The sequence below is a fragment of the Citrobacter sp. HN-141 genome, from assembly GCF_033341895.1.
GTDB lineage: Bacteria > Pseudomonadota > Gammaproteobacteria > Enterobacterales > Enterobacteriaceae > Citrobacter.
The window spans coordinates 105,945-123,867 of the sequence record NZ_JAWPBF010000011.1 but is presented as its reverse complement, the minus strand read 5'-3'; the positions used below and the strand labels follow the sequence as shown (position 1 = coordinate 123,867).

Annotated in this window: 15 protein-coding genes and 2 tRNA genes; 16 read left to right on the top strand and 1 reads right to left on the bottom strand. The window is 53.4% G+C overall.

The genetic code is table 11. The features are described from left to right. Positions 1 to 42: 42 nt before the first annotated feature. Positions 43 to 118: transfer RNA gene (locus RYZ59_RS15115), tRNA-Gly, on the top strand. A 156-nt stretch (positions 119 to 274) separates the two neighbouring features. After that, positions 275 to 350, top strand: a tRNA-Gly gene (locus RYZ59_RS15110). 269 nt (positions 351 to 619) lie between these two features. On the opposite strand, the gene queG is transcribed toward RYZ59_RS15110, so the two are convergent. Next, complete coding sequence (queG, locus tag RYZ59_RS15105) at positions 620 to 1,759, bottom strand: tRNA epoxyqueuosine(34) reductase QueG (protein WP_318049161.1); 1,140 nt, start codon at positions 1,757 to 1,759, stop codon at positions 620 to 622. Between queG and nnr the strand changes: the two genes are divergently transcribed. The 14 genes from nnr (at position 1,758) to rlmB (ending at position 17,845) form a co-directional block, all read left to right on the top strand. After that, positions 1,758 to 3,305: a bifunctional ADP-dependent NAD(P)H-hydrate dehydratase/NAD(P)H-hydrate epimerase gene (gene nnr, locus RYZ59_RS15100; protein ID WP_318049158.1), complete on the top strand. Its 1,548-nt coding sequence runs from the start codon at positions 1,758 to 1,760 to the stop codon at positions 3,303 to 3,305. The two genes, queG and nnr, sit on opposite strands and share 2 nt — an antisense overlap. Next, positions 3,277 to 3,738, top strand: a complete 462-nt coding sequence (gene tsaE / locus RYZ59_RS15095) for a tRNA (adenosine(37)-N6)-threonylcarbamoyltransferase complex ATPase subunit type 1 TsaE (protein WP_318049156.1) — start codon at positions 3,277 to 3,279, stop codon at positions 3,736 to 3,738. The genes nnr and tsaE overlap by 29 nt, the downstream gene beginning before the upstream one ends. A gap of 16 nt (positions 3,739 to 3,754) precedes the next feature. After that, a complete protein-coding gene (gene amiB / locus RYZ59_RS15090; RefSeq protein WP_271456351.1) occupies positions 3,755 to 5,080 on the top strand; it encodes an N-acetylmuramoyl-L-alanine amidase AmiB in 1,326 nt (441 codons plus the stop codon). 9 nt (positions 5,081 to 5,089) lie between these two features. Next, positions 5,090 to 6,952: a DNA mismatch repair endonuclease MutL gene (mutL, locus tag RYZ59_RS15085; protein ID WP_318049151.1), complete on the top strand. Its 1,863-nt coding sequence runs from the start codon at positions 5,090 to 5,092 to the stop codon at positions 6,950 to 6,952. Continuing rightward, the gene (miaA, locus tag RYZ59_RS15080) at positions 6,945 to 7,895 is read left to right on the top strand and encodes a tRNA (adenosine(37)-N6)-dimethylallyltransferase MiaA (RefSeq protein ID WP_318049148.1); all 951 of its coding nucleotides are present in this window, start codon (positions 6,945 to 6,947) and stop codon (positions 7,893 to 7,895) included. Before mutL ends, miaA begins: the two co-directional genes overlap by 8 nt. Positions 7,896 to 8,105: 210 nt before the next feature. Beyond that, positions 8,106 to 8,414, top strand: a complete 309-nt coding sequence (hfq, locus tag RYZ59_RS15075; protein WP_003025584.1) for an RNA chaperone Hfq — start codon at positions 8,106 to 8,108, stop codon at positions 8,412 to 8,414. 74 nt (positions 8,415 to 8,488) lie between these two features. Next, the gene (hflX, locus tag RYZ59_RS15070; protein WP_003025589.1) at positions 8,489 to 9,769 is read left to right on the top strand and encodes a ribosome rescue GTPase HflX; all 1,281 of its coding nucleotides are present in this window, start codon (positions 8,489 to 8,491) and stop codon (positions 9,767 to 9,769) included. Positions 9,770 to 9,958: 189 nt separating this feature from the next. Then, positions 9,959 to 11,212 (top strand): FtsH protease activity modulator HflK, encoded by a 1,254-nt coding sequence (gene hflK, locus RYZ59_RS15065; RefSeq protein WP_048212892.1) that lies wholly within the window; start codon positions 9,959 to 9,961, stop codon positions 11,210 to 11,212. A gap of 2 nt (positions 11,213 to 11,214) precedes the next feature. Continuing rightward, positions 11,215 to 12,219 (top strand): protease modulator HflC, encoded by a 1,005-nt coding sequence (gene hflC / locus RYZ59_RS15060; protein WP_005122169.1) that lies wholly within the window; start codon positions 11,215 to 11,217, stop codon positions 12,217 to 12,219. A gap of 82 nt (positions 12,220 to 12,301) precedes the next feature. Then, a complete protein-coding gene (locus tag RYZ59_RS15055; protein ID WP_202039811.1) occupies positions 12,302 to 12,499 on the top strand; it encodes a DUF2065 domain-containing protein in 198 nt (65 codons plus the stop codon). Positions 12,500 to 12,601: 102 nt separating this feature from the next. Next, on the top strand, positions 12,602 to 13,900 hold the full coding sequence (gene purA / locus RYZ59_RS15050) for an adenylosuccinate synthase (RefSeq protein ID WP_048212891.1): 1,299 nt from the start codon (positions 12,602 to 12,604) through the stop codon (positions 13,898 to 13,900). Positions 13,901 to 14,116: 216 nt separating this feature from the next. After that, entirely contained in the window at positions 14,117 to 14,542 is a 426-nt protein-coding gene (gene nsrR, locus RYZ59_RS15045; protein ID WP_005134424.1) for a nitric oxide-sensing transcriptional repressor NsrR, read from the top strand. 38 nt (positions 14,543 to 14,580) lie between these two features. Then, positions 14,581 to 17,043: a ribonuclease R gene (gene rnr, locus RYZ59_RS15040; protein ID WP_318049138.1), complete on the top strand. Its 2,463-nt coding sequence runs from the start codon at positions 14,581 to 14,583 to the stop codon at positions 17,041 to 17,043. Between the two features lie 70 nt (positions 17,044 to 17,113). Then, the gene (rlmB, locus tag RYZ59_RS15035) at positions 17,114 to 17,845 is read left to right on the top strand and encodes a 23S rRNA (guanosine(2251)-2'-O)-methyltransferase RlmB (protein WP_003830482.1); all 732 of its coding nucleotides are present in this window, start codon (positions 17,114 to 17,116) and stop codon (positions 17,843 to 17,845) included. Positions 17,846 to 17,923 lie beyond the last annotated feature (78 nt).

Sequence of the window (17,923 nt, the reverse complement as noted above, 5' to 3'; positions counted from 1 at the left end):
GAAGGCAGCCAACGCAGTAGCGGTTCGAAAGACGAAGATTATGCGGGAATAGCTCAGTTGGTAGAGCACGACCTTGCCAAGGTCGGGGTCGCGAGTTCGAGTCTCGTTTCCCGCTCCAAAATTTGAAAGTGCTTGTTAAGCACAGACCACCAATCGCAGAATTTCGAATTGCGACAAGGCGGCAACTGAATGAGTCCTCAGGAGCTTACAAAAGTAAGTGACTTAGGCGAGTGAAGGCGGCCAACGCAGTAGCGGTTCGAAAGACGAAGATTATGCGGGAATAGCTCAGTTGGTAGAGCACGACCTTGCCAAGGTCGGGGTCGCGAGTTCGAGTCTCGTTTCCCGCTCCAAATTCTTATCTCAATAAAAATATCCACAACGTAGTATCGCGTTGGGGACGTTTTCTTTCGCCATTGACATACTTCTGTAAACAGACTTATCCACAGGCCGAGGCATCATTCCTTGAATGCAAATAACTTCGCCGGGTGAATAATATCTTCTTAACTAATTGAAGTTATTGAGATAATTATCATTTCAAATTGTTAATGCGATCACTTGACGATTTTTTCCCTCTTGAATATCAATGTGTTTTTATTTTTATACACAAGCTGTGGATGACTTAAGCATCGCGTGGCAATCCTTTTTCAACGACCCTGACCAGACGTTGTTTCTTCGGTAACTGCACTTCCACTACGCAGGCATTTCGCTTCTCAATTTGCCGGGCAACCGCCCACGATATGTGTTCGTCGAGAAGTGGGTGCTCACCTCTGCGGGTTTCCAGCGCATTGATTACGGTTTCATCCCAGGGGGCATTTCCCAGCGCAACGGCGATATTGCGCAGCCAGCGCAGATGGCCAATACGACGAATGGCAGATCCCTCCGTGACTTTCAAAAACCACGCCTCGCTCCAGCTAAATAGTTCTACTAACTCCGGAGCATGAAGCTGCTTGCGCGGGTTGAAGTCATCCTCTGCCGTCAACTGCGAATAGCGATTCCACGGGCAGATGAGCTGGCAGTCATCGCAGCCATAGATGCGGTTCCCCAGTAGCGGACGAAACTCTTCCGGGATCGCGCCTTCCAGTTCGATCGTGAGATAAGAGATACAGCGGCGCGCATCCACCGTGTAGGGTTCAACGATAGCGCCGGTAGGACAAATGGTCATACAGGCCACGCATTTACCGCATCCTTCTTCGACTGGCTTATCAACCGGGAGAGGCAAATCGACCAGCAACTCACCGAGAAAGAAGAATGAGCCAGCCTCACGGTTGAGGATAAGTGAGTGCTTACCTGTCCAGCCAAGCCCGGCTTTTTCCGCCAGTGGACGCTCAAGAATGGGCGCAGAATCGACAAAAGGTCTAAAATTCAGCGAAGCGCAGTGCTGCTGAATCATCTCGCCCAGCTTTTTTAAGCGGTTACGTAGCAACTTATGGTAGTCACGTCCAAGCGCGTACCGGCTGACGTAACCCAAAGAGGCATTTTTCAACGTGCTGGCAAAGGCCGCATTGGTAGGAAGATAGTTCATTCGTACGCTGATAACGCGTAATGTACCGGGCAATAATTCGTGAGGTCGGGCGCGCATCATGCCGTGACGGGCCATCCAGTCCATCTCGCCGTGATAGTGTTTATCCAGCCAGGCCTGCAGTTTGGGTTCGGCTTCGCTGAGGTCGGTATCGGCAATACCGACCTGCTGAAAGCCAAGTTCCAGCCCCCACTGTTTAATATTTTGCGCTAACTGATTGAGATCGAGGGGCTCTGACATGACGGACCATACAATGAAGAAAAACCTCGCAAGTATACCACACTCCATCTGGCACGCCGATGACATCAAACGGATGGAACGAGAGGCGGCAGACAACTTAGGGCTGACGCTTTATGAACTGATGCTGCGCGCGGGAGAGGCTGTGTTTCAGGCTACACGGAACGTATATCCGCACGCTCAACACTGGCTGGTGCTGTGCGGCCACGGTAACAATGGCGGTGATGGGTATGTGGTGGCAAGACTCGCCAAAGCGCAGGGCATTGATGTCACATTGCTGGCGCAGGAGAGCGATAAAACGCTGCCCGAGGACGCACAGCAGGCGCGTGATGCCTGGTTTAATGCGGGGGGCGTCATTCACTCTACAGATATCGTCTGGCCTGGTCGTGTGGATGTCATTATCGACGCGCTGTTGGGGACCGGTTTAAAACAGGCTCCGCGCGAACCGCTCCGAACGCTGATTGAGCATGCCAATGCCCATCCTGCCCCCATCGTCGCGGTAGACATTCCTTCCGGCCTGCTGGCACAAACAGGAGCGACGCCGGGGGCGGTGATAAACGCAGCGCATACCGTCACCTTTATTGCGCTCAAACCAGGGCTGTTAACCGGTAAAGCGCGCGATGTTACCGGACATCTGCACTTTAACGCGCTTGGGTTGGACGCCTGGCTTGCCAGGCAAGATGCGCCGATTCAGCGTTATGAAGCCTCGCAGCTTGCGCATTGGTTAACACCACGTCGACCTACCTCGCACAAAGGCTCCCACGGTCGGTTGGTCATTATTGGCGGTGACCACGGCACGGCGGGTGCCATTCGTATGGCCGGTGAAGCGGCACTGCGTGCGGGGGCTGGATTGGTCAAGGTACTGACGCGCAGTGAAAATATCGCCCCCATTTTGACTGCCCGACCGGAACTGATGGTCGATACGCTAACGCCGAAGACGCTGGAAGAGGGGCTGGCGTGGGCGGATGTTGTGGTGATTGGTCCGGGTCTTGGACAGCAGGCGTGGGGCAAAAAAGCATTGCAAAAGGTCGAGAATTTTCGCAAACCGATGCTCTGGGATGCCGATGCGCTGAACCTGCTGGCAATCAATCCCGATAAACGTCACAATCGCGTGATCACGCCGCATCCGGGTGAGGCAGCACGGCTGCTGGGTTGTTCCATTGCAGAAATTGAAGACGATCGCTTACTTTGTGCACAACGTCTGGTAAAACGGTACGGAGGTGTGGTGGTGCTGAAAGGCGCGGGGACGGTTGTCGCCTCGGAACAGGCTGCATTGGGTATTATTGATGCCGGCAATGCCGGAATGGCCAGCGGCGGGATGGGGGATGTGCTTTCCGGTATTATTGGCGCATTGCTTGGACAGAAGCTTACCCCGTATGATGCTGCGTGTGCGGGATGTGTGGCGCACGGTGCGGCGGCGGATGTACTGGCAGCGCGTTTTGGTATGCGCGGCATGCTGGCGACAGATCTCTTTACCACGCTACAGCGTATTGTTAACCCTGATGTGATTGACGTTTATCATGATGAATCGAGTAATTCCACTACCTGATGAGCAGGCAACTTTAGACCTGGGACTGCGGGTAGCCAAAGCCTGTGACGGTGCGACGGTTATTTATTTATATGGCGACCTGGGGGCGGGGAAAACGACCTTTAGTCGGGGATTCCTGCAGGCGTTAGGTCACAAAGGTAATGTAAAAAGCCCGACCTACACGCTGGTCGAACCCTATGCGCTCGATAATTTAATGGTCTATCACTTCGACCTGTATCGCCTTGCGGACCCGGAGGAGCTGGAATTTATGGGGATCCGCGATTATTTTGCCAATGATGCCATCTGCCTGGTGGAATGGCCGCAACAAGGTAAAGGTGTACTGCCAGACCCGGACGTCGAAATACACATTGAATATCAGGCGCAAGGTCGTGAGGCGCGCGTAAGTGCTGTCTCCGCATCGGGTGATTTATTGCTGGCGCGTTTAGCCGAATAACCTTAAGGGTGGCGGGATGATTTATCGCATCAGAAACTGGCTGATGGCAACCCTGGTCCTGCTGTGCGCGCAGGCCGGGGCCGCCAGCCTCTCCGATCTTCAGGTGTCCAATGGCGATCAACAGGCGCGGATTACGCTGAGCTTTATCGGTGAGCCGGAATACGCTGTGTCACAGGAGGGGAAACGAACGGTCACGCTGGATATTAAACAAACCGGTGTGATTCAGGGATTACCACTGCTGTTCAGCGGCAATAATCTGGTGAAGGCGATCCGTTCGGGTACGCCAAATGATGCCCAGTCTCTGCGGCTGGTCGTCGATTTAACCGAAAACGGAAAAGCAGAAGCCGTAAAACGACAAAACGGTGGCAATTACACCGTTGTGTTTACGATTAAAGCGGATGCGCCGCCACCGCCGCCACCTGTGGTGGTCAAGCGTGTCGAGGCACCGGTTGTGGCTCCGCGTCCCGTTGAGCCAGCACGTAATCCGTTTAAAGCAGAAAATGATCGCACCACCGCGGTGACCAGCAGCAATACGGCCACGAGACCAGCAGCTCAGGCTCGCGTCAGCAACGGCGATAAAGTTGTTATTGCTATCGATGCCGGACACGGCGGGCAGGACCCAGGGGCGATCGGCCCTGGTGGTACACGCGAGAAAAACGTCACTATCGCTGTTGCGCGCAAACTGCGCGGCTTGCTGAATGATGATCCGATGTTTAAGGGGGTTCTCACCCGTGACGGCGATTACTTTATCTCGGTGATGGGCCGTTCTGATGTTGCGCGTAAACAAAATGCCAACTTCCTGGTCTCTATTCATGCGGATGCCGCACCAAACCGCGATGCGACTGGCGCTTCCGTATGGGTGCTGTCAAACCGTCGTGCCAACAGTGAAATGGCCGGTTGGCTTGAGCAGCACGAGAAACAGTCGGAACTGCTGGGCGGCGCGGGTGATGTGCTGGCTAACAGCCAGTCTGACCCCTATCTCAGTCAGGCCGTACTGGACCTGCAGTTCGGTCATTCGCAGCGCGTCGGGTATGATGTGGCGACCAGCATGATCGGTCAGTTAGAACGTATTGGTTCGATGCATAAACGCCGCCCGGAACACGCCAGCCTTGGCGTATTACGCTCGCCGGATATCCCGTCAGTCCTGGTCGAAACCGGTTTTATCAGCAATAACAGCGAAGAACGGCTGTTGGCAAGCGATGATTACCAGCAGCAGTTGGCCGAGGCGATTTACAAAGGACTGCGTAACTATTTCCAGGCGCATCCGATGCAAACCGGCCCACAGGGCGCACCGGCGCAAACTGCCAGCGCCGTATCGCCTGGCAGTACGTTAACAAACTAAGGATTAGCCATGCCGATTCAGGTTCTACCGCCACAGCTGGCGAACCAGATTGCCGCAGGCGAGGTGGTAGAACGGCCTGCGTCAGTGGTGAAAGAGCTGGTAGAAAACAGCATTGACGCCGGCGCGACGCGTATTGATATTGATATCGAGCGCGGCGGGGCGAAGCTTATCCGTATTCGTGACAACGGCTGTGGGATTAAAAAAGACGAGCTGGCGCTGGCGCTGGCGCGTCATGCCACCAGTAAAATTGCCTCGCTTGACGATCTCGAAGCGATTGTTAGCCTTGGATTTCGTGGCGAGGCACTGGCGAGTATCAGCTCGGTTTCACGTTTAACCCTGACATCGCGTACGCAAGAACAACCCGAAGCCTGGCAGGCCTATGCCGAAGGGCGTGACATGGATGTGACGGTTAAACCCGCTGCGCATCCGGTGGGTACTACGCTGGAAGTGCTGGATCTGTTTTACAATACGCCAGCCCGACGCAAGTTTATGCGCACGGAGAAAACGGAATTTAACCACATCGACGAAATTATCCGCCGCATTGCGTTGGCGCGTTTCGATGTGACGATTAATCTGTCGCACAACGGCAAAATGGTGCGCCAGTATCGTGCTGTCGCGGCGGATGGACAAAAAGAGCGCCGACTGGGTGCTATCTGCGGGACGCCGTTTCTGGAGCAGGCTCTGGCGATTGAATGGCAGCATGGCGATTTGACGCTGCGCGGCTGGGTGGCCGATCCGAACCACACGACGGCGGCGCTGGCGGAAATCCAGTATTGCTATGTGAATGGCCGGATGATGCGCGATAGACTGATCAACCATGCCATTCGCCAGGCCTGTGAAGATAAGCTAGGCGCCGATCAGCAACCCGCATTTGTACTGTATCTGGAAATCGACCCGCATCAGGTGGATGTCAACGTGCATCCAGCCAAACACGAGGTACGCTTTCACCAGTCTCGTCTGGTGCATGACTTTATTTATCAGGGCGTGTTAAGCGTCCTGCAACAGCAGTTGGAAACCTCGCTGCCGTTGGCTGAGGACGATGAACTCGCCCCGAGACATCTCCCGGAAAACCGCGTGGCGGCAGGGCGTAACCATTTCGCCGAACCTGCGCCAGCGCGTGAACCTGCTACTCCCCGTTATTCTGCCACTTCCGGTAGCGGAAGTGGTCGCCAGGGGCAGGCAAGCGCCAGTTGGCCGCACGCCCAGCCTGGCTATCAAAAGCAGCAGGGCGAAATTTATCAGCGCCTGCTGCAGACACCGGCTCCGATGCACAAACCACCGGTCGCTGAAACACCGGCGGTGCCACTTACCGGTAACAGTCAGGGGTTTGGGCGGGTGCTGACTATCGTAGGGACCGACTGTGCATTACTGGAAAGCGATGGCCAGATTCGGCTGCTGGCGTTACCTGTTGCGGAACGGTGGTTGCGTCAGGCGCAGCTTACGCCTGGGCAGGGCCCTGTTTGCGCTCAGCCGCTGCTGATCCCATTGCGTCTAAAAGTCACCGCTGATGAAAAAGCCGCGTTGCAAAAAGGACAAAGCCAACTGGCTGATTTGGGGATTGAATTTCAGCTGGATGCGCAGCATGTGACCATCCGAGCGGTGCCTTTACCCTTACGCCAACAAAATTTACAAATCTTGATTCCTGAACTGATAGGCTACCTGGCGCAGCAAACCGTATTCGAAGCGGGCAACATTGCGCAGTGGATTGCACGTAACCTGATGAGCGAGCATCCGCAGTGGAGTATGGCCCAGGCGATTACGCTGTTGGCGGATGTTGAGCGGCTATGCCCACAACTCGTGAAGGCGCCGCCGGGTGGTCTGTTACAACCTGTTGATTTACATTCGGTAATGAACGCCCTGAAACATGAGTGATACCTGTAAGGCGAGCCTGCCAAAGGCGATTTTTTTAATGGGGCCGACGGCCTCCGGTAAAACGGCATTAGCAATTGAATTGCGTAAAGTTTTGCCCGTAGAGTTGATAAGCGTTGATTCCGCCCTTATTTACAAGGGGATGGATATTGGCACCGCGAAGCCTGATGCTGATGAATTGCAGGCCGCACCGCACCGATTGCTGGATATTCGTGATCCGGCGCAAGCGTATTCTGCAGCAGATTTTCGTCGCGATGCGCTAGCCGAGATGGCCGATATCACCGCAGCGGGGCGTATCCCGCTGTTAGTGGGTGGCACAATGTTATATTTCAAAGCGTTGCTTGAAGGGTTGTCACCGTTACCGTCGGCAGATCCGGAGGGCAGGGCCAGAATCGAGCAGCAGGCGGCAGAGCTTGGATGGGACGCGTTACACCGACAGCTTCAGGAGATTGACCCGGTAGCTGCAGCGCGGATTCATCCAAATGATCCGCAAAGACTTTCCCGGGCACTGGAAGTTTTTTTCATTTCGGGTAAAACTTTAACGGAGCTGACGCAAACGTCAGGAGATGCTTTGCCGTATGAGGTGCACCAGTTTGCGATCGCTCCGGCGAGTCGTGAATTGCTCCATCAGCGAATTGAGCAGCGTTTTCATCAGATGTTAGCTTCAGGTTTTGAAGCAGAAGTCCGGGCGCTTTTTGCCCGAGGAGATTTGCATACGGATTTGCCTTCCATTCGTTGTGTAGGGTATCGCCAGATGTGGTCATACATTGAAGGCGAAATTTCATACGATGAAATGGTTTATAGAGGTGTTTGCGCCACGAGGCAGTTAGCGAAGCGGCAGATAACCTGGTTGCGTGGTTGGGAAGGGGTGCACTGGCTTGACAGTGAAAAGCCTGACCAGGCGCGAAACGAAGTATTACAGGTTGTTGGTGCTATCGCGAACTGAATGTGTACAATTGAAACGTATCGTGCGCAATTTTTCAGAACCATAAGGTTCAATACGCAAAGTCATTCAAGTTGCATCAAGGCAGCAAGAGAGTGAATCTCCAGGAGCTTACTCAGGTAAGTGACAGGGGTGAACGAACGTCGCTAACGTAGAGGCAACCTGAAGGATGAAGCGTATTAAGTACAAATAAGCATATAAGGAAAAGAGAGAATGGCTAAGGGGCAATCTTTACAAGATCCGTTCCTGAACGCACTGCGTCGGGAACGTGTTCCAGTTTCTATTTATTTGGTGAATGGTATTAAGCTGCAAGGTCAAATCGAGTCTTTTGATCAGTTCGTGATCCTGTTGAAAAACACGGTCAGCCAGATGGTTTATAAGCACGCGATTTCTACGGTTGTCCCGTCTCGCCCGGTTTCTCATCACAGTAACAATGCCACCGGCGGCACTGGCAGCAACTACCATCATGGTAGCAACGCGCAGGGTTCATCAGCGCAACAGGACAGCGAAGAAACCGAATAAGGTTTTAGGCTGTTTTACACACGGGGAGCCAGAGATCCTGCGTTCCCCGTTGATACATATTAAGGGGTTGACGCTTGTTTGACCGTTATGATGCCGGTGAGCAGGCGGTACTGGTACACATCTATTTTTCGCAAGACAAAGATATGGAAGACCTCCAGGAGTTTGAATCTCTGGTTTCTTCCGCCGGTGTCGAAGCAATGCAGGTGATTACCGGGAGCCGTAAAGCACCGCACCCGAAGTATTTTGTTGGTGAAGGTAAGGCAATCGAAATTGCCGAAGCCGTAAAAGCGACTGGCGCTGCGGTGGTGATTTTTGATCATGCGCTAAGCCCTGCCCAGGAACGTAACCTGGAACAGTTATGCCAGTGTCTTGTTATCGACAGGACTGGTCTCATTTTAGATATTTTTGCCCAGCGTGCGCGGACCCATGAGGGTAAGTTGCAGGTTGAGCTGGCGCAGTTGCGCCATATGGCTACACGCCTGGTCCGTGGCTGGACTCACCTTGAAAGGCAAAAAGGCGGGATTGGTTTGCGTGGTCCGGGTGAAACCCAGCTCGAAACTGACCGTCGTTTGCTGCGTAATCGCATTTTGCAAATACAGTCGCGCCTGGAAAAAGTTGAAAAGCAACGTGAGCAGGGGCGGCAGTCGCGCAAGAAAGCGGATGTCCCAACCGTATCACTGGTGGGATATACCAACGCCGGAAAATCCACCCTGTTCAACCAGATAACTGAAGCCCGGGTCTACGCAGCGGACCAGCTGTTTGCGACCCTGGACCCAACGCTGCGCCGCATAGACGTTGCGGATGTCGGTGAAACCGTGCTGGCGGATACCGTAGGGTTTATCCGTCATTTGCCGCACGACCTGGTGGCGGCGTTTAAGGCCACTTTGCAGGAGACACGTCAGGCGACCTTGCTGTTGCACGTTATTGATGCGGCAGATTTTCGTGTGCAGGAAAACATCGAGGCCGTCGACACGGTTCTTGAAGAGATCGATGCACATGAAATCCCGACGCTGCTGGTAATGAATAAGATCGATATGCTGGATGATTTTGAACCGCGTATCGACAGAGATGAAGAGAATAAACCCATTCGCGTGTGGGTCTCAGCGCAAACGGGAATTGGCATACCACAGCTTTTTCAGGCTTTGACAGAGCGACTTTCCGGTGAGGTGGCGCAGCATACGTTGCGTCTGCCGCCGCAGGAAGGGCGTCTGAGAAGCCGGTTTTACCAACTTCAGGCAATAGAAAAAGAGTGGATGGAGGAAGACGGTAGCGTAGGTTTGCAAGTACGTATGCCGATCGTAGACTGGCGTCGCCTCTGTAAACAAGAACCGGCACTGGAAGACTATGTTGTCTGACCTGACGGATATGGCCTGAAGATTTTTTCGCCTCTATTCCTCGTGGATTTTATGCGGCAGAAAGGCGGCAAGTCCTGAAATCTCCAGGCGCATAGTCAACTATGTGACTGGGGTTGAAAGACGTAGCCAACGCATCTGCAGCGCAAAAAACGCAGGTATAGCATCGCATAACAAATATGGAGCACAAAAATGGCGTGGAATCAGCCCGGTAATAACGGACAAGACCGCGACCCCTGGGGAAGCAGCAAACCTGGCGGCAACCCAGAGGGAAATGGAAACAAAGGTGGTCGCGATCAGGGACCTCCCGATCTGGATGATATCTTCCGCAAACTGAGTAAAAAACTCGGTGGTTTGGGTGGTGGTAAAGGTACGGGCTCTGGTGGTGGTAGTTCATCACAAGGCCCGCGTCCGCAACTGGGCGGCCGAGTCTTTACTATCGCAGCGGCAGCTATCGTCATTATCTGGGCGGCTAGCGGTTTCTACACCATTAAAGAAGCGGAACGTGGCGTGGTGACACGCTTCGGTAAATTCAGCCATCTGGTTGAGCCGGGTCTGAACTGGAAACCGACCTTTATCGATGAAGTGACTCCGGTCAACGTTGAAGCTGTGCGTGAACTTGCCGCATCCGGCGTGATGCTGACATCAGACGAAAACGTCGTGCGCGTTGAAATGAACGTGCAGTACCGTGTGACCGATCCGCAACGTTACCTGTTTAGCGTAACCAGCGCGGATGACAGTCTGCGTCAGGCAACCGACAGCGCCCTGCGTGGGGTCATCGGTAAATACACCATGGATCGAATCCTGACCGAAGGGCGTACCGTTATTCGTAGCGATACCCAACGTGAACTGGAAGAAACCATTCGTCCGTACAACATGGGTATCACCCTGCTGGACGTCAACTTCCAGGCAGCACGTCCGCCGGAAGAGGTAAAAGCGGCGTTTGATGATGCTATCGCAGCGCGTGAAAACGAGCAGCAGTACATCCGTGAAGCAGAAGCGTATACCAACGAAGTTCAGCCACGTGCAAACGGTCAGGCGCAGCGTATTCTGGAAGAAGCGCGTGCGTATAAGACCCAGACCATCCTGGAAGCACAGGGTGAAGTGGCTCGTTTCGCAAAAATTCTGCCGGAATATAAAGCCGCACCGCAGATTACTCGCGAGCGTCTGTATATCGAAACCATGGAAAAAGTGCTGAGCCATACTCGTAAAGTCCTGGTTAACGATAAGGGCAGCAATCTGATGGTTCTGCCGTTGGATCAGATGCTGAAAGGCGGTAATGCGCCAGCAGCGAAGAGCGACAGCAGTTCAAATCTGCTGCGTCTGCCACCGGTAACGTCTTCCAGCACTGGAGCAAGCAACACCTCGTCCACCAGTCAGGGCGATATTATGGACCAACGCCGCGCGAACGCGCAGCGTAACGACTACCAGCGTCAGGGGGAATAACGATGCGTAAGTCAGTTATTGCGATTATCATCATCGTTCTGGTAGTTCTGTTCATGTCTGTCTTTGTGGTCAAAGAAGGCGAGCGCGGTATTACCCTGCGCTTTGGTAAAGTTCTGCGTGACGATGACAACAAGCCGCTGGTCGTTGCACCAGGCCTGCACTTCAAGATTCCGTTTATTGAATCCGTGAAGATGCTGGATGCGCGTATTCAGACCATGGACAACCAGGCCGATCGCTTTGTGACCAAAGAGAAGAAAGACCTGATCGTTGACTCTTACATCAAGTGGCGCATCAGTGACTTTAGCCGCTACTACCTGGCAACGGGCGGTGGCGATGTTTCTCAGGCAGAAGTGCTGTTGAAACGTAAGTTCTCTGACCGTCTGCGTTCTGAAATCGGTCGTCTGGACGTGAAAGATATCGTTACCGATTCCCGCGGTCGTTTGACCCTGGAAGTCCGTGACGCGCTGAACTCCGGTTCTGCTGGCACAGAAGATGAAGTCGCGACTCCGGCGGCGGATAGCGCGATTGCCGAAGCGGCTGAACGTGTGCAGGCTGAAACGAACGGTAAAGTCCCGGTCATCAACCCGAACAGTATGGCGGCACTGGGTATCGAAGTGGTCGATGTGCGTATCAAGCAAATCAACCTGCCAGCTGAAGTGTCCGAGGCTATTTACAACCGTATGCGCGCTGAGCGTGAAGCGGTAGCGCGTCGCCATCGTTCACAGGGTCAGGAAGAAGCGGAAAAACTGCGTGCAACAGCGGACTATGAAGTCACTAAAACGCTGGCAGAATCTGAGCGTCAGGGCCGCATTATGCGCGGTGAAGGCGATGCAGAAGCCGCTAAATTGTTTGCCGATGCGTTCAGTCAGGATCCTGATTTCTACGCCTTCATCCGTAGCCTGCGCGCTTACGAGAAGAGCTTCGAAGGAAACCAGGATGTCATGGTCATGAGCCCGGACAGCGATTTCTTCCGCTACATGAAGACGCCGAATAGCGCAACACGCTAAAATAGCGCCAGCGGTTTTAGACCAGCAAAACCACCGGCATCCCCAGGGATGCGGTGGTTTTCTTTTTATATAAGGACGACGGATGAACTCAACAATTGTGCTGGCGCTCGCGCTGGTTTTGGTGCTGGAAGGCTTGGGTCCTATGCTGTATCCCCGCGCCTGGAAGAAAATGATCTCGGCGATGGCACAACTTCCTGAAAATATTTTGCGTCGTTTTGGTGGAGGTCTTGTGGTCGCGGGCGTGGTCGTCTACTACATGTTGAGGAAAACGATTGGCTGATCAATAAGTAGACTAATTTGCAGATTTTTGGATGCAAAAAGTGCTGTATATCTGAAAAAGCGGTGGTAGAATCCATTTTTAAGCAAACGGTGATTTTGAAAAATGGGTAACAACGTCGTCGTACTGGGCACCCAATGGGGTGACGAAGGTAAAGGGAAGATCGTCGATCTTCTGACTGAACGGGCTAAATATGTTGTACGCTACCAGGGCGGTCACAACGCAGGCCATACTCTCGTAATCAACGGTGAAAAAACCGTCCTCCATCTTATTCCATCAGGTATTCTTCGCGAGAATGTAACCAGCATCATCGGTAACGGTGTTGTACTGTCTCCATCCGCGCTGATGAAAGAGATGAAAGGGCTGGAAGATCGTGGTATCCCGGTTCGTGAGCGCCTGCTGCTGTCTGAAGCGTGTCCGCTGATCCTTGATTATCATGTTGCGTTGGATAACGCTCGTGAGAAAGCGCGCGGTGAGAAAGCGATCGGTACCACCGGTCGTGGTATCGGCCCGGCTTATGAAGATAAAGTGGCTCGTCGCGGTCTGCGCGTTGGCGATCTGTTTGATAAAGCAACTTTCGCTGAAAAACTGAAAGAAGTGATGGAATATCACAACTTCCAGTTGGTGAATTTCTACAAAGTTGAAGCAGTTGACTACCAGAAAGTGCTGGATGATGTGATGGCGATTGCCGACATCCTGACGTCTATGGTTGTTGATGTTTCCGATCTGCTGGACCAGGCGCGTAAGCGTGGCGATTTTGTCATGTTTGAAGGTGCGCAGGGTACCCTGCTGGATATCGACCACGGTACCTATCCGTACGTAACGTCTTCCAACACCACTGCTGGTGGCGTGGCGACCGGCTCCGGCCTGGGCCCGCGTTATGTGGACTACGTTCTGGGTATCATCAAAGCATACTCCACCCGTGTAGGTGCAGGTCCGTTCCCGACTGAATTGTTTGATGATGTCGGCGAGTTCCTGTGCAAACAAGGTAACGAGTATGGCGCAACGACGGGTCGTCGTCGTCGTACAGGTTGGCTGGACTCCGTGGCTGTACGTCGTGCAGTACAGATTAACTCCCTGTCTGGCTTCTGCCTGACCAAACTGGACGTCCTGGACGGTTTGAAAGAGGTTAAAATCTGTGTTGCTTACCGTATGCCGGATGGCCGTGAAGTCACGACTACTCCGCTGGCAGCAGATGACTGGAAAGGTATTGAGCCGATTTACGAAACCATGCCTGGCTGGTCTGAATCCACCTTTGGTGTGAAGGATCGTAGCGGTCTGCCGCAGGCAGCACTGAACTACATCAAGCGTATTGAAGAACTGACCGGTGTGCCGATTGATATTATCTCAACTGGCCCAGACCGTACTGAAACCATGATCCTGCGCGACCCGTTCGACGCATAATTCTGGTTACAGCGTAGCGTCAAATGGCGCTGCGCTTGCACTAATTTAGGCCGGGTGAGGCGCTTTGCATCAGAATCCGGCTTAAAATCACGTAGGTTCCTCGCTTTTTTCCTTCCCGAACTGAAATAAATTAGCGACCTGGCTGGTGGCTGGTTTATCATCAATATAAATAATACTACCAGGCTTATCCGTTTTATCCCTTTTCCTGAGGTTGATGTGCAGTTAACAAGTTTCACCGATTACGGATTACGTGCGCTAATCTACATGGCGTCGCTACCCGAAGGACGTATGACCAGTATTTCTGAGGTGACAGAAGTCTACGGCGTGTCCCGTAATCATATGGTCAAAATAATCAATCAACTTAGCCGGGCGGGCTTCGTTACTGCTATTCGTGGAAAAAATGGCGGCATCCGCCTGGGCAAACCGGCTAAGGCTATTGGAATTGGTGATGTGGTTCGCGAGCTGGAACCCTTATCGCTGGTTAACTGTAGCAGCGAGTTTTGCCACATTACCCCTGCCTGCCGACTCAAGCAGGCGCTTTCTAAGGCAGTGCAAAGTTTTCTCACGGAACTGGACAACTACACACTTGCTGATTTGGTTGAAGAGAATCAACCGCTTTATAAATTATTGCTGGTGGAGTGACGAAAATCTTCATCAGAGCTGACAATGGAGGAACCTCGATGTCACAAGATCCTTTCCAGGAACGCGAAGCTGAAAAATACGCGAACCCTATCCCGAGCCGGGAATTTATCCTCGAACATTTAACTAAACGTGAAAAACCGGCCAACCGCGATGAGCTGGCCGCTGAACTCAACATTGAAGGTGAAGAGCAGCTGGAAGCGCTGCGTCGCCGCCTGCGCGCGATGGAGCGTGACGGGCAACTGGTCTTTACCCGTCGTCAGTGCTACGCGCTGCCGGAGCGTCTTGACCTGCTAAAAGGCACCGTTATTGGCCATCGTGATGGCTACGGTTTCTTGCGCGTCGAAGGACGCAAAGATGATTTGTACCTGTCCAGCGAGCAGATGAAAACCTGCATTCATGGCGATCAGGTACTGGCACAACCGCTGGGTGCAGATCGTAAAGGTCGCCGCGAAGCACGTATCGTGCGCGTGCTGGTACCGAAAACCAGCCAGATTGTTGGTCGCTACTTTACTGACGCGGGTGTGGGATTTGTCGTACCGGACGATAGCCGACTGAGTTTTGACATCCTGATCCCGCCTGAAGAGGTGATGGGTGCCCGTATGGGCTTTGTGGTGGTGGTTGAACTCACCCAGCGCCCGACTCGCCGTACCAAAGCGGTGGGTAAAATTGTCGAAGTGCTGGGCGATAATATGGGCACCAGCATGGCCGTTGATATGGCTCTGCGTACTCATGAAATTCCCTATATCTGGCCGCAGGCAGTAGAGAAACAGGTCGCCGGGCTGAAAGAAGAAGTGCCGGAAGAGGCGAAAGTCGGGCGTGTTGATTTGCGCGATTTACCGCTGGTTACTATCGATGGTGAAGATGCGCGTGACTTTGACGATGCCGTTTACTGCGAGAAAAAGCGTGGCGGCGGCTGGCGTTTATGGGTGGCGATTGCTGACGTAAGTTATTACGTTCGCCCACCGACCCCGCTGGACCAGGAAGCCCGTAGCCGCGGTACATCCGTGTACTTCCCATCGCAGGTTGTTCCAATGCTGCCGGAAGTGCTGTCAAACGGATTGTGTTCGCTCAACCCGCAGGTGGACAGGCTGTGTATGGTCTGTGAAATGACCATTTCGTCGAAAGGTCGCTTAACCGGCTTTAAATTCTACGAAGCGGTAATGAGCTCCCATGCGCGCCTGACTTACACCAAAGTCTGGCACATGCTGCAGGGCGACCAGGAGCTGCGCGAACAGTACGCGCCGCTGGTTAAACACATTGAAGAGCTGCATAACCTCTACAAAGTACTAGATAAAGCGCGGGAAGAGCGCGGCGGTATCTCGTTTGAGAGTGAAGAGGCGAAGTTTATCTTCAATGCTGAACGCCGTATTGAGCGTATTGAGCAGACGCAGCGTAATGACGCGCACAAACTGATTGAAGAGTGCATGATCATGGCGAATATCTCAGCGGCGCGATTCGTTGAGAAAGCCAAAGAGCCTGCGCTGTTCCGTATTCACGATAAGCCAACGACCGAAGCGATTAACTCTTTCCGCTCGGTACTGGCCGAGCTGGGGCTGGAGCTGCCTGGTGGTAACAAACCAGAGCCGCGTGATTATGCCGAACTGCTGGAGTCGATTGCTGATCGACCTGACGCAGAAATGCTGCAAACTATGCTGCTGCGTTCGATGAAGCAGGCGATTTACGATCCGGAAAACCGCGGTCACTTTGGTCTGGCGCTGCAATCTTATGCACACTTTACCTCGCCGATCCGTCGATACCCGGACCTCTCGTTGCACCGTGCAATCAAGTATCTGTTGGCGCAGGAGCAGGGTCATAAAGGTAACACCACGGAAACGGGTGGCTACCATTATTCGATGGAAGAGATGCTGCAACTGGGCCAGCACTGTTCGATGGCAGAGCGCCGTGCTGACGAAGCCACGCGCGATGTTTCCGACTGGCTGAAGTGCGACTTTATGCTGGATCAGGTCGGTAATGTCTTTAAGGGCGTTATTGCCAGCGTGACGGGTTTTGGCTTCTTTGTTCGTCTTGATGAGCTGTTTATCGACGGTCTGGTGCATGTCTCCTCGCTGGATAACGATTACTATCGTTTTGACCAGGTAGGGCAACGCCTGACTGGCGAATCCAGCGGTCAGATGTATCGTCTTGGCGATCGTGTGGAAGTCCGTGTGGAAGCCGTCAATATGGACGAGCGCAAAATCGACTTTAGCCTGCTTTCCAGCGAACGAGCGCCGCGCAACGAGGGTAAAACCGCGCGCGAAAAAGCCAAAAAAGGCGATGCAGGTAAGAATACCGGTAAACGTCGTCAGATGGGCAAAAAGGTGAATTTCGAGCCGGACAGTGCTTTCCGCGGTGAGAAAAAAGGCAGAGCCAAACCTCAGGCGGATAAGAATGCGGCTGAGAAAAAAGGCGACAAAAAAGCGAAAAAGCCATCGGCGAAAACGCTTAAAATCGCTGCCGCCACCAAAGCCAAACGCGCGGCGAAAAAGAAAGTCACGGAATAAGCCATAAACCGTAAGCCGGGTGGCCAGCGTGTCGCCCGGCGTTACACCTAAACTATTAACGAGTACATTCATGAGTGAAATGATTTACGGCATCCATGCGGTGCAGGCTCTGTTGGAGCGTGCGCCTGAGCGCTTTCAGGACGTCTTTATTCTCAAAGGTCGTGAAGATAAACGTCTGCTGCCGCTGATCCATGCACTGGAAGCACAGGGTGTTGTCATCCAGTTAGCTAACCGCCAGTTCCTGGATGAGAAAAGTGAGGGTGCGGTTCATCAGGGGATTATTGCGCGCGTGAAGCCGGGTCGTCAGTATCAGGAAAACGATCTCCCGGATCTGATTGCTACGCTCGATCAGCCGTTCTTTTTGATCCTCGATGGCGTCACCGATCCGCATAACCTGGGCGCATGCCTGCGTAGCGCAGACGCTGCCGGTGTGCATGCGGTTATCGTGCCGAAAGATCGTTCTGCACAATTGAATGCGACGGCGAAAAAAGTTGCCTGTGGCGCGGCAGAAAGCGTACCGCTGATCCGCGTGACCAACCTGGCGCGCACCATGCGTATGTTGCAAGAAGAGAACATCTGGATCGTTGGTACCGCAGGCGAAGCTGACCATACGTTGTATCAGAGCAAAATGACCGGACGTCTGGCGCTGGTAATGGGCGCAGAGGGTGAAGGTATGCGTCGCCTGACCCGTGAACACTGCGATGAACTGATCAGCATCCCAATGGCTGGGAGCGTTTCATCGCTTAACGTCTCAGTCGCGACGGGAATTTGCCTGTTTGAAGCTGTTCGTCAGCGCGGGTAATTGATTCCCTCTTCTCTTAAGCCATCCTTCGGGATGGCTTTTTTGTGACCTTTATCCCAGGCACTCTCTTCTCTGACT

What these genes read in the sequence shown, in the direction of transcription:
- nnr (WP_318049158.1), top strand. Translation starts at nt 1,758, where the DNA reads ATGACGGACCATACAATGAAGAAAAACCTCGCAAGTATACCACACTCC.
- queG (WP_318049161.1), bottom strand. Translation starts at nt 1,759, where the DNA reads ATGTCAGAGCCCCTCGATCTCAATCAGTTAGCGCAAAATATTAAACAG.
- tsaE (WP_318049156.1), top strand. Translation starts at nt 3,277, where the DNA reads ATGATGAATCGAGTAATTCCACTACCTGATGAGCAGGCAACTTTAGAC.
- amiB (WP_271456351.1), top strand. Translation starts at nt 3,755, where the DNA reads ATGATTTATCGCATCAGAAACTGGCTGATGGCAACCCTGGTCCTGCTG.
- mutL (WP_318049151.1), top strand. Translation starts at nt 5,090, where the DNA reads ATGCCGATTCAGGTTCTACCGCCACAGCTGGCGAACCAGATTGCCGCA.
- miaA (WP_318049148.1), top strand. Translation starts at nt 6,945, where the DNA reads ATGAGTGATACCTGTAAGGCGAGCCTGCCAAAGGCGATTTTTTTAATG.
- hfq (WP_003025584.1), top strand. Translation starts at nt 8,106, where the DNA reads ATGGCTAAGGGGCAATCTTTACAAGATCCGTTCCTGAACGCACTGCGT.
- hflK (WP_048212892.1), top strand. Translation starts at nt 9,959, where the DNA reads ATGGCGTGGAATCAGCCCGGTAATAACGGACAAGACCGCGACCCCTGG.
- hflC (WP_005122169.1), top strand. Translation starts at nt 11,215, where the DNA reads ATGCGTAAGTCAGTTATTGCGATTATCATCATCGTTCTGGTAGTTCTG.
- RYZ59_RS15055 (WP_202039811.1), top strand. Translation starts at nt 12,302, where the DNA reads ATGAACTCAACAATTGTGCTGGCGCTCGCGCTGGTTTTGGTGCTGGAA.
- purA (WP_048212891.1), top strand. Translation starts at nt 12,602, where the DNA reads ATGGGTAACAACGTCGTCGTACTGGGCACCCAATGGGGTGACGAAGGT.
- rnr (WP_318049138.1), top strand. Translation starts at nt 14,581, where the DNA reads ATGTCACAAGATCCTTTCCAGGAACGCGAAGCTGAAAAATACGCGAAC.
- rlmB (WP_003830482.1), top strand. Translation starts at nt 17,114, where the DNA reads ATGAGTGAAATGATTTACGGCATCCATGCGGTGCAGGCTCTGTTGGAG.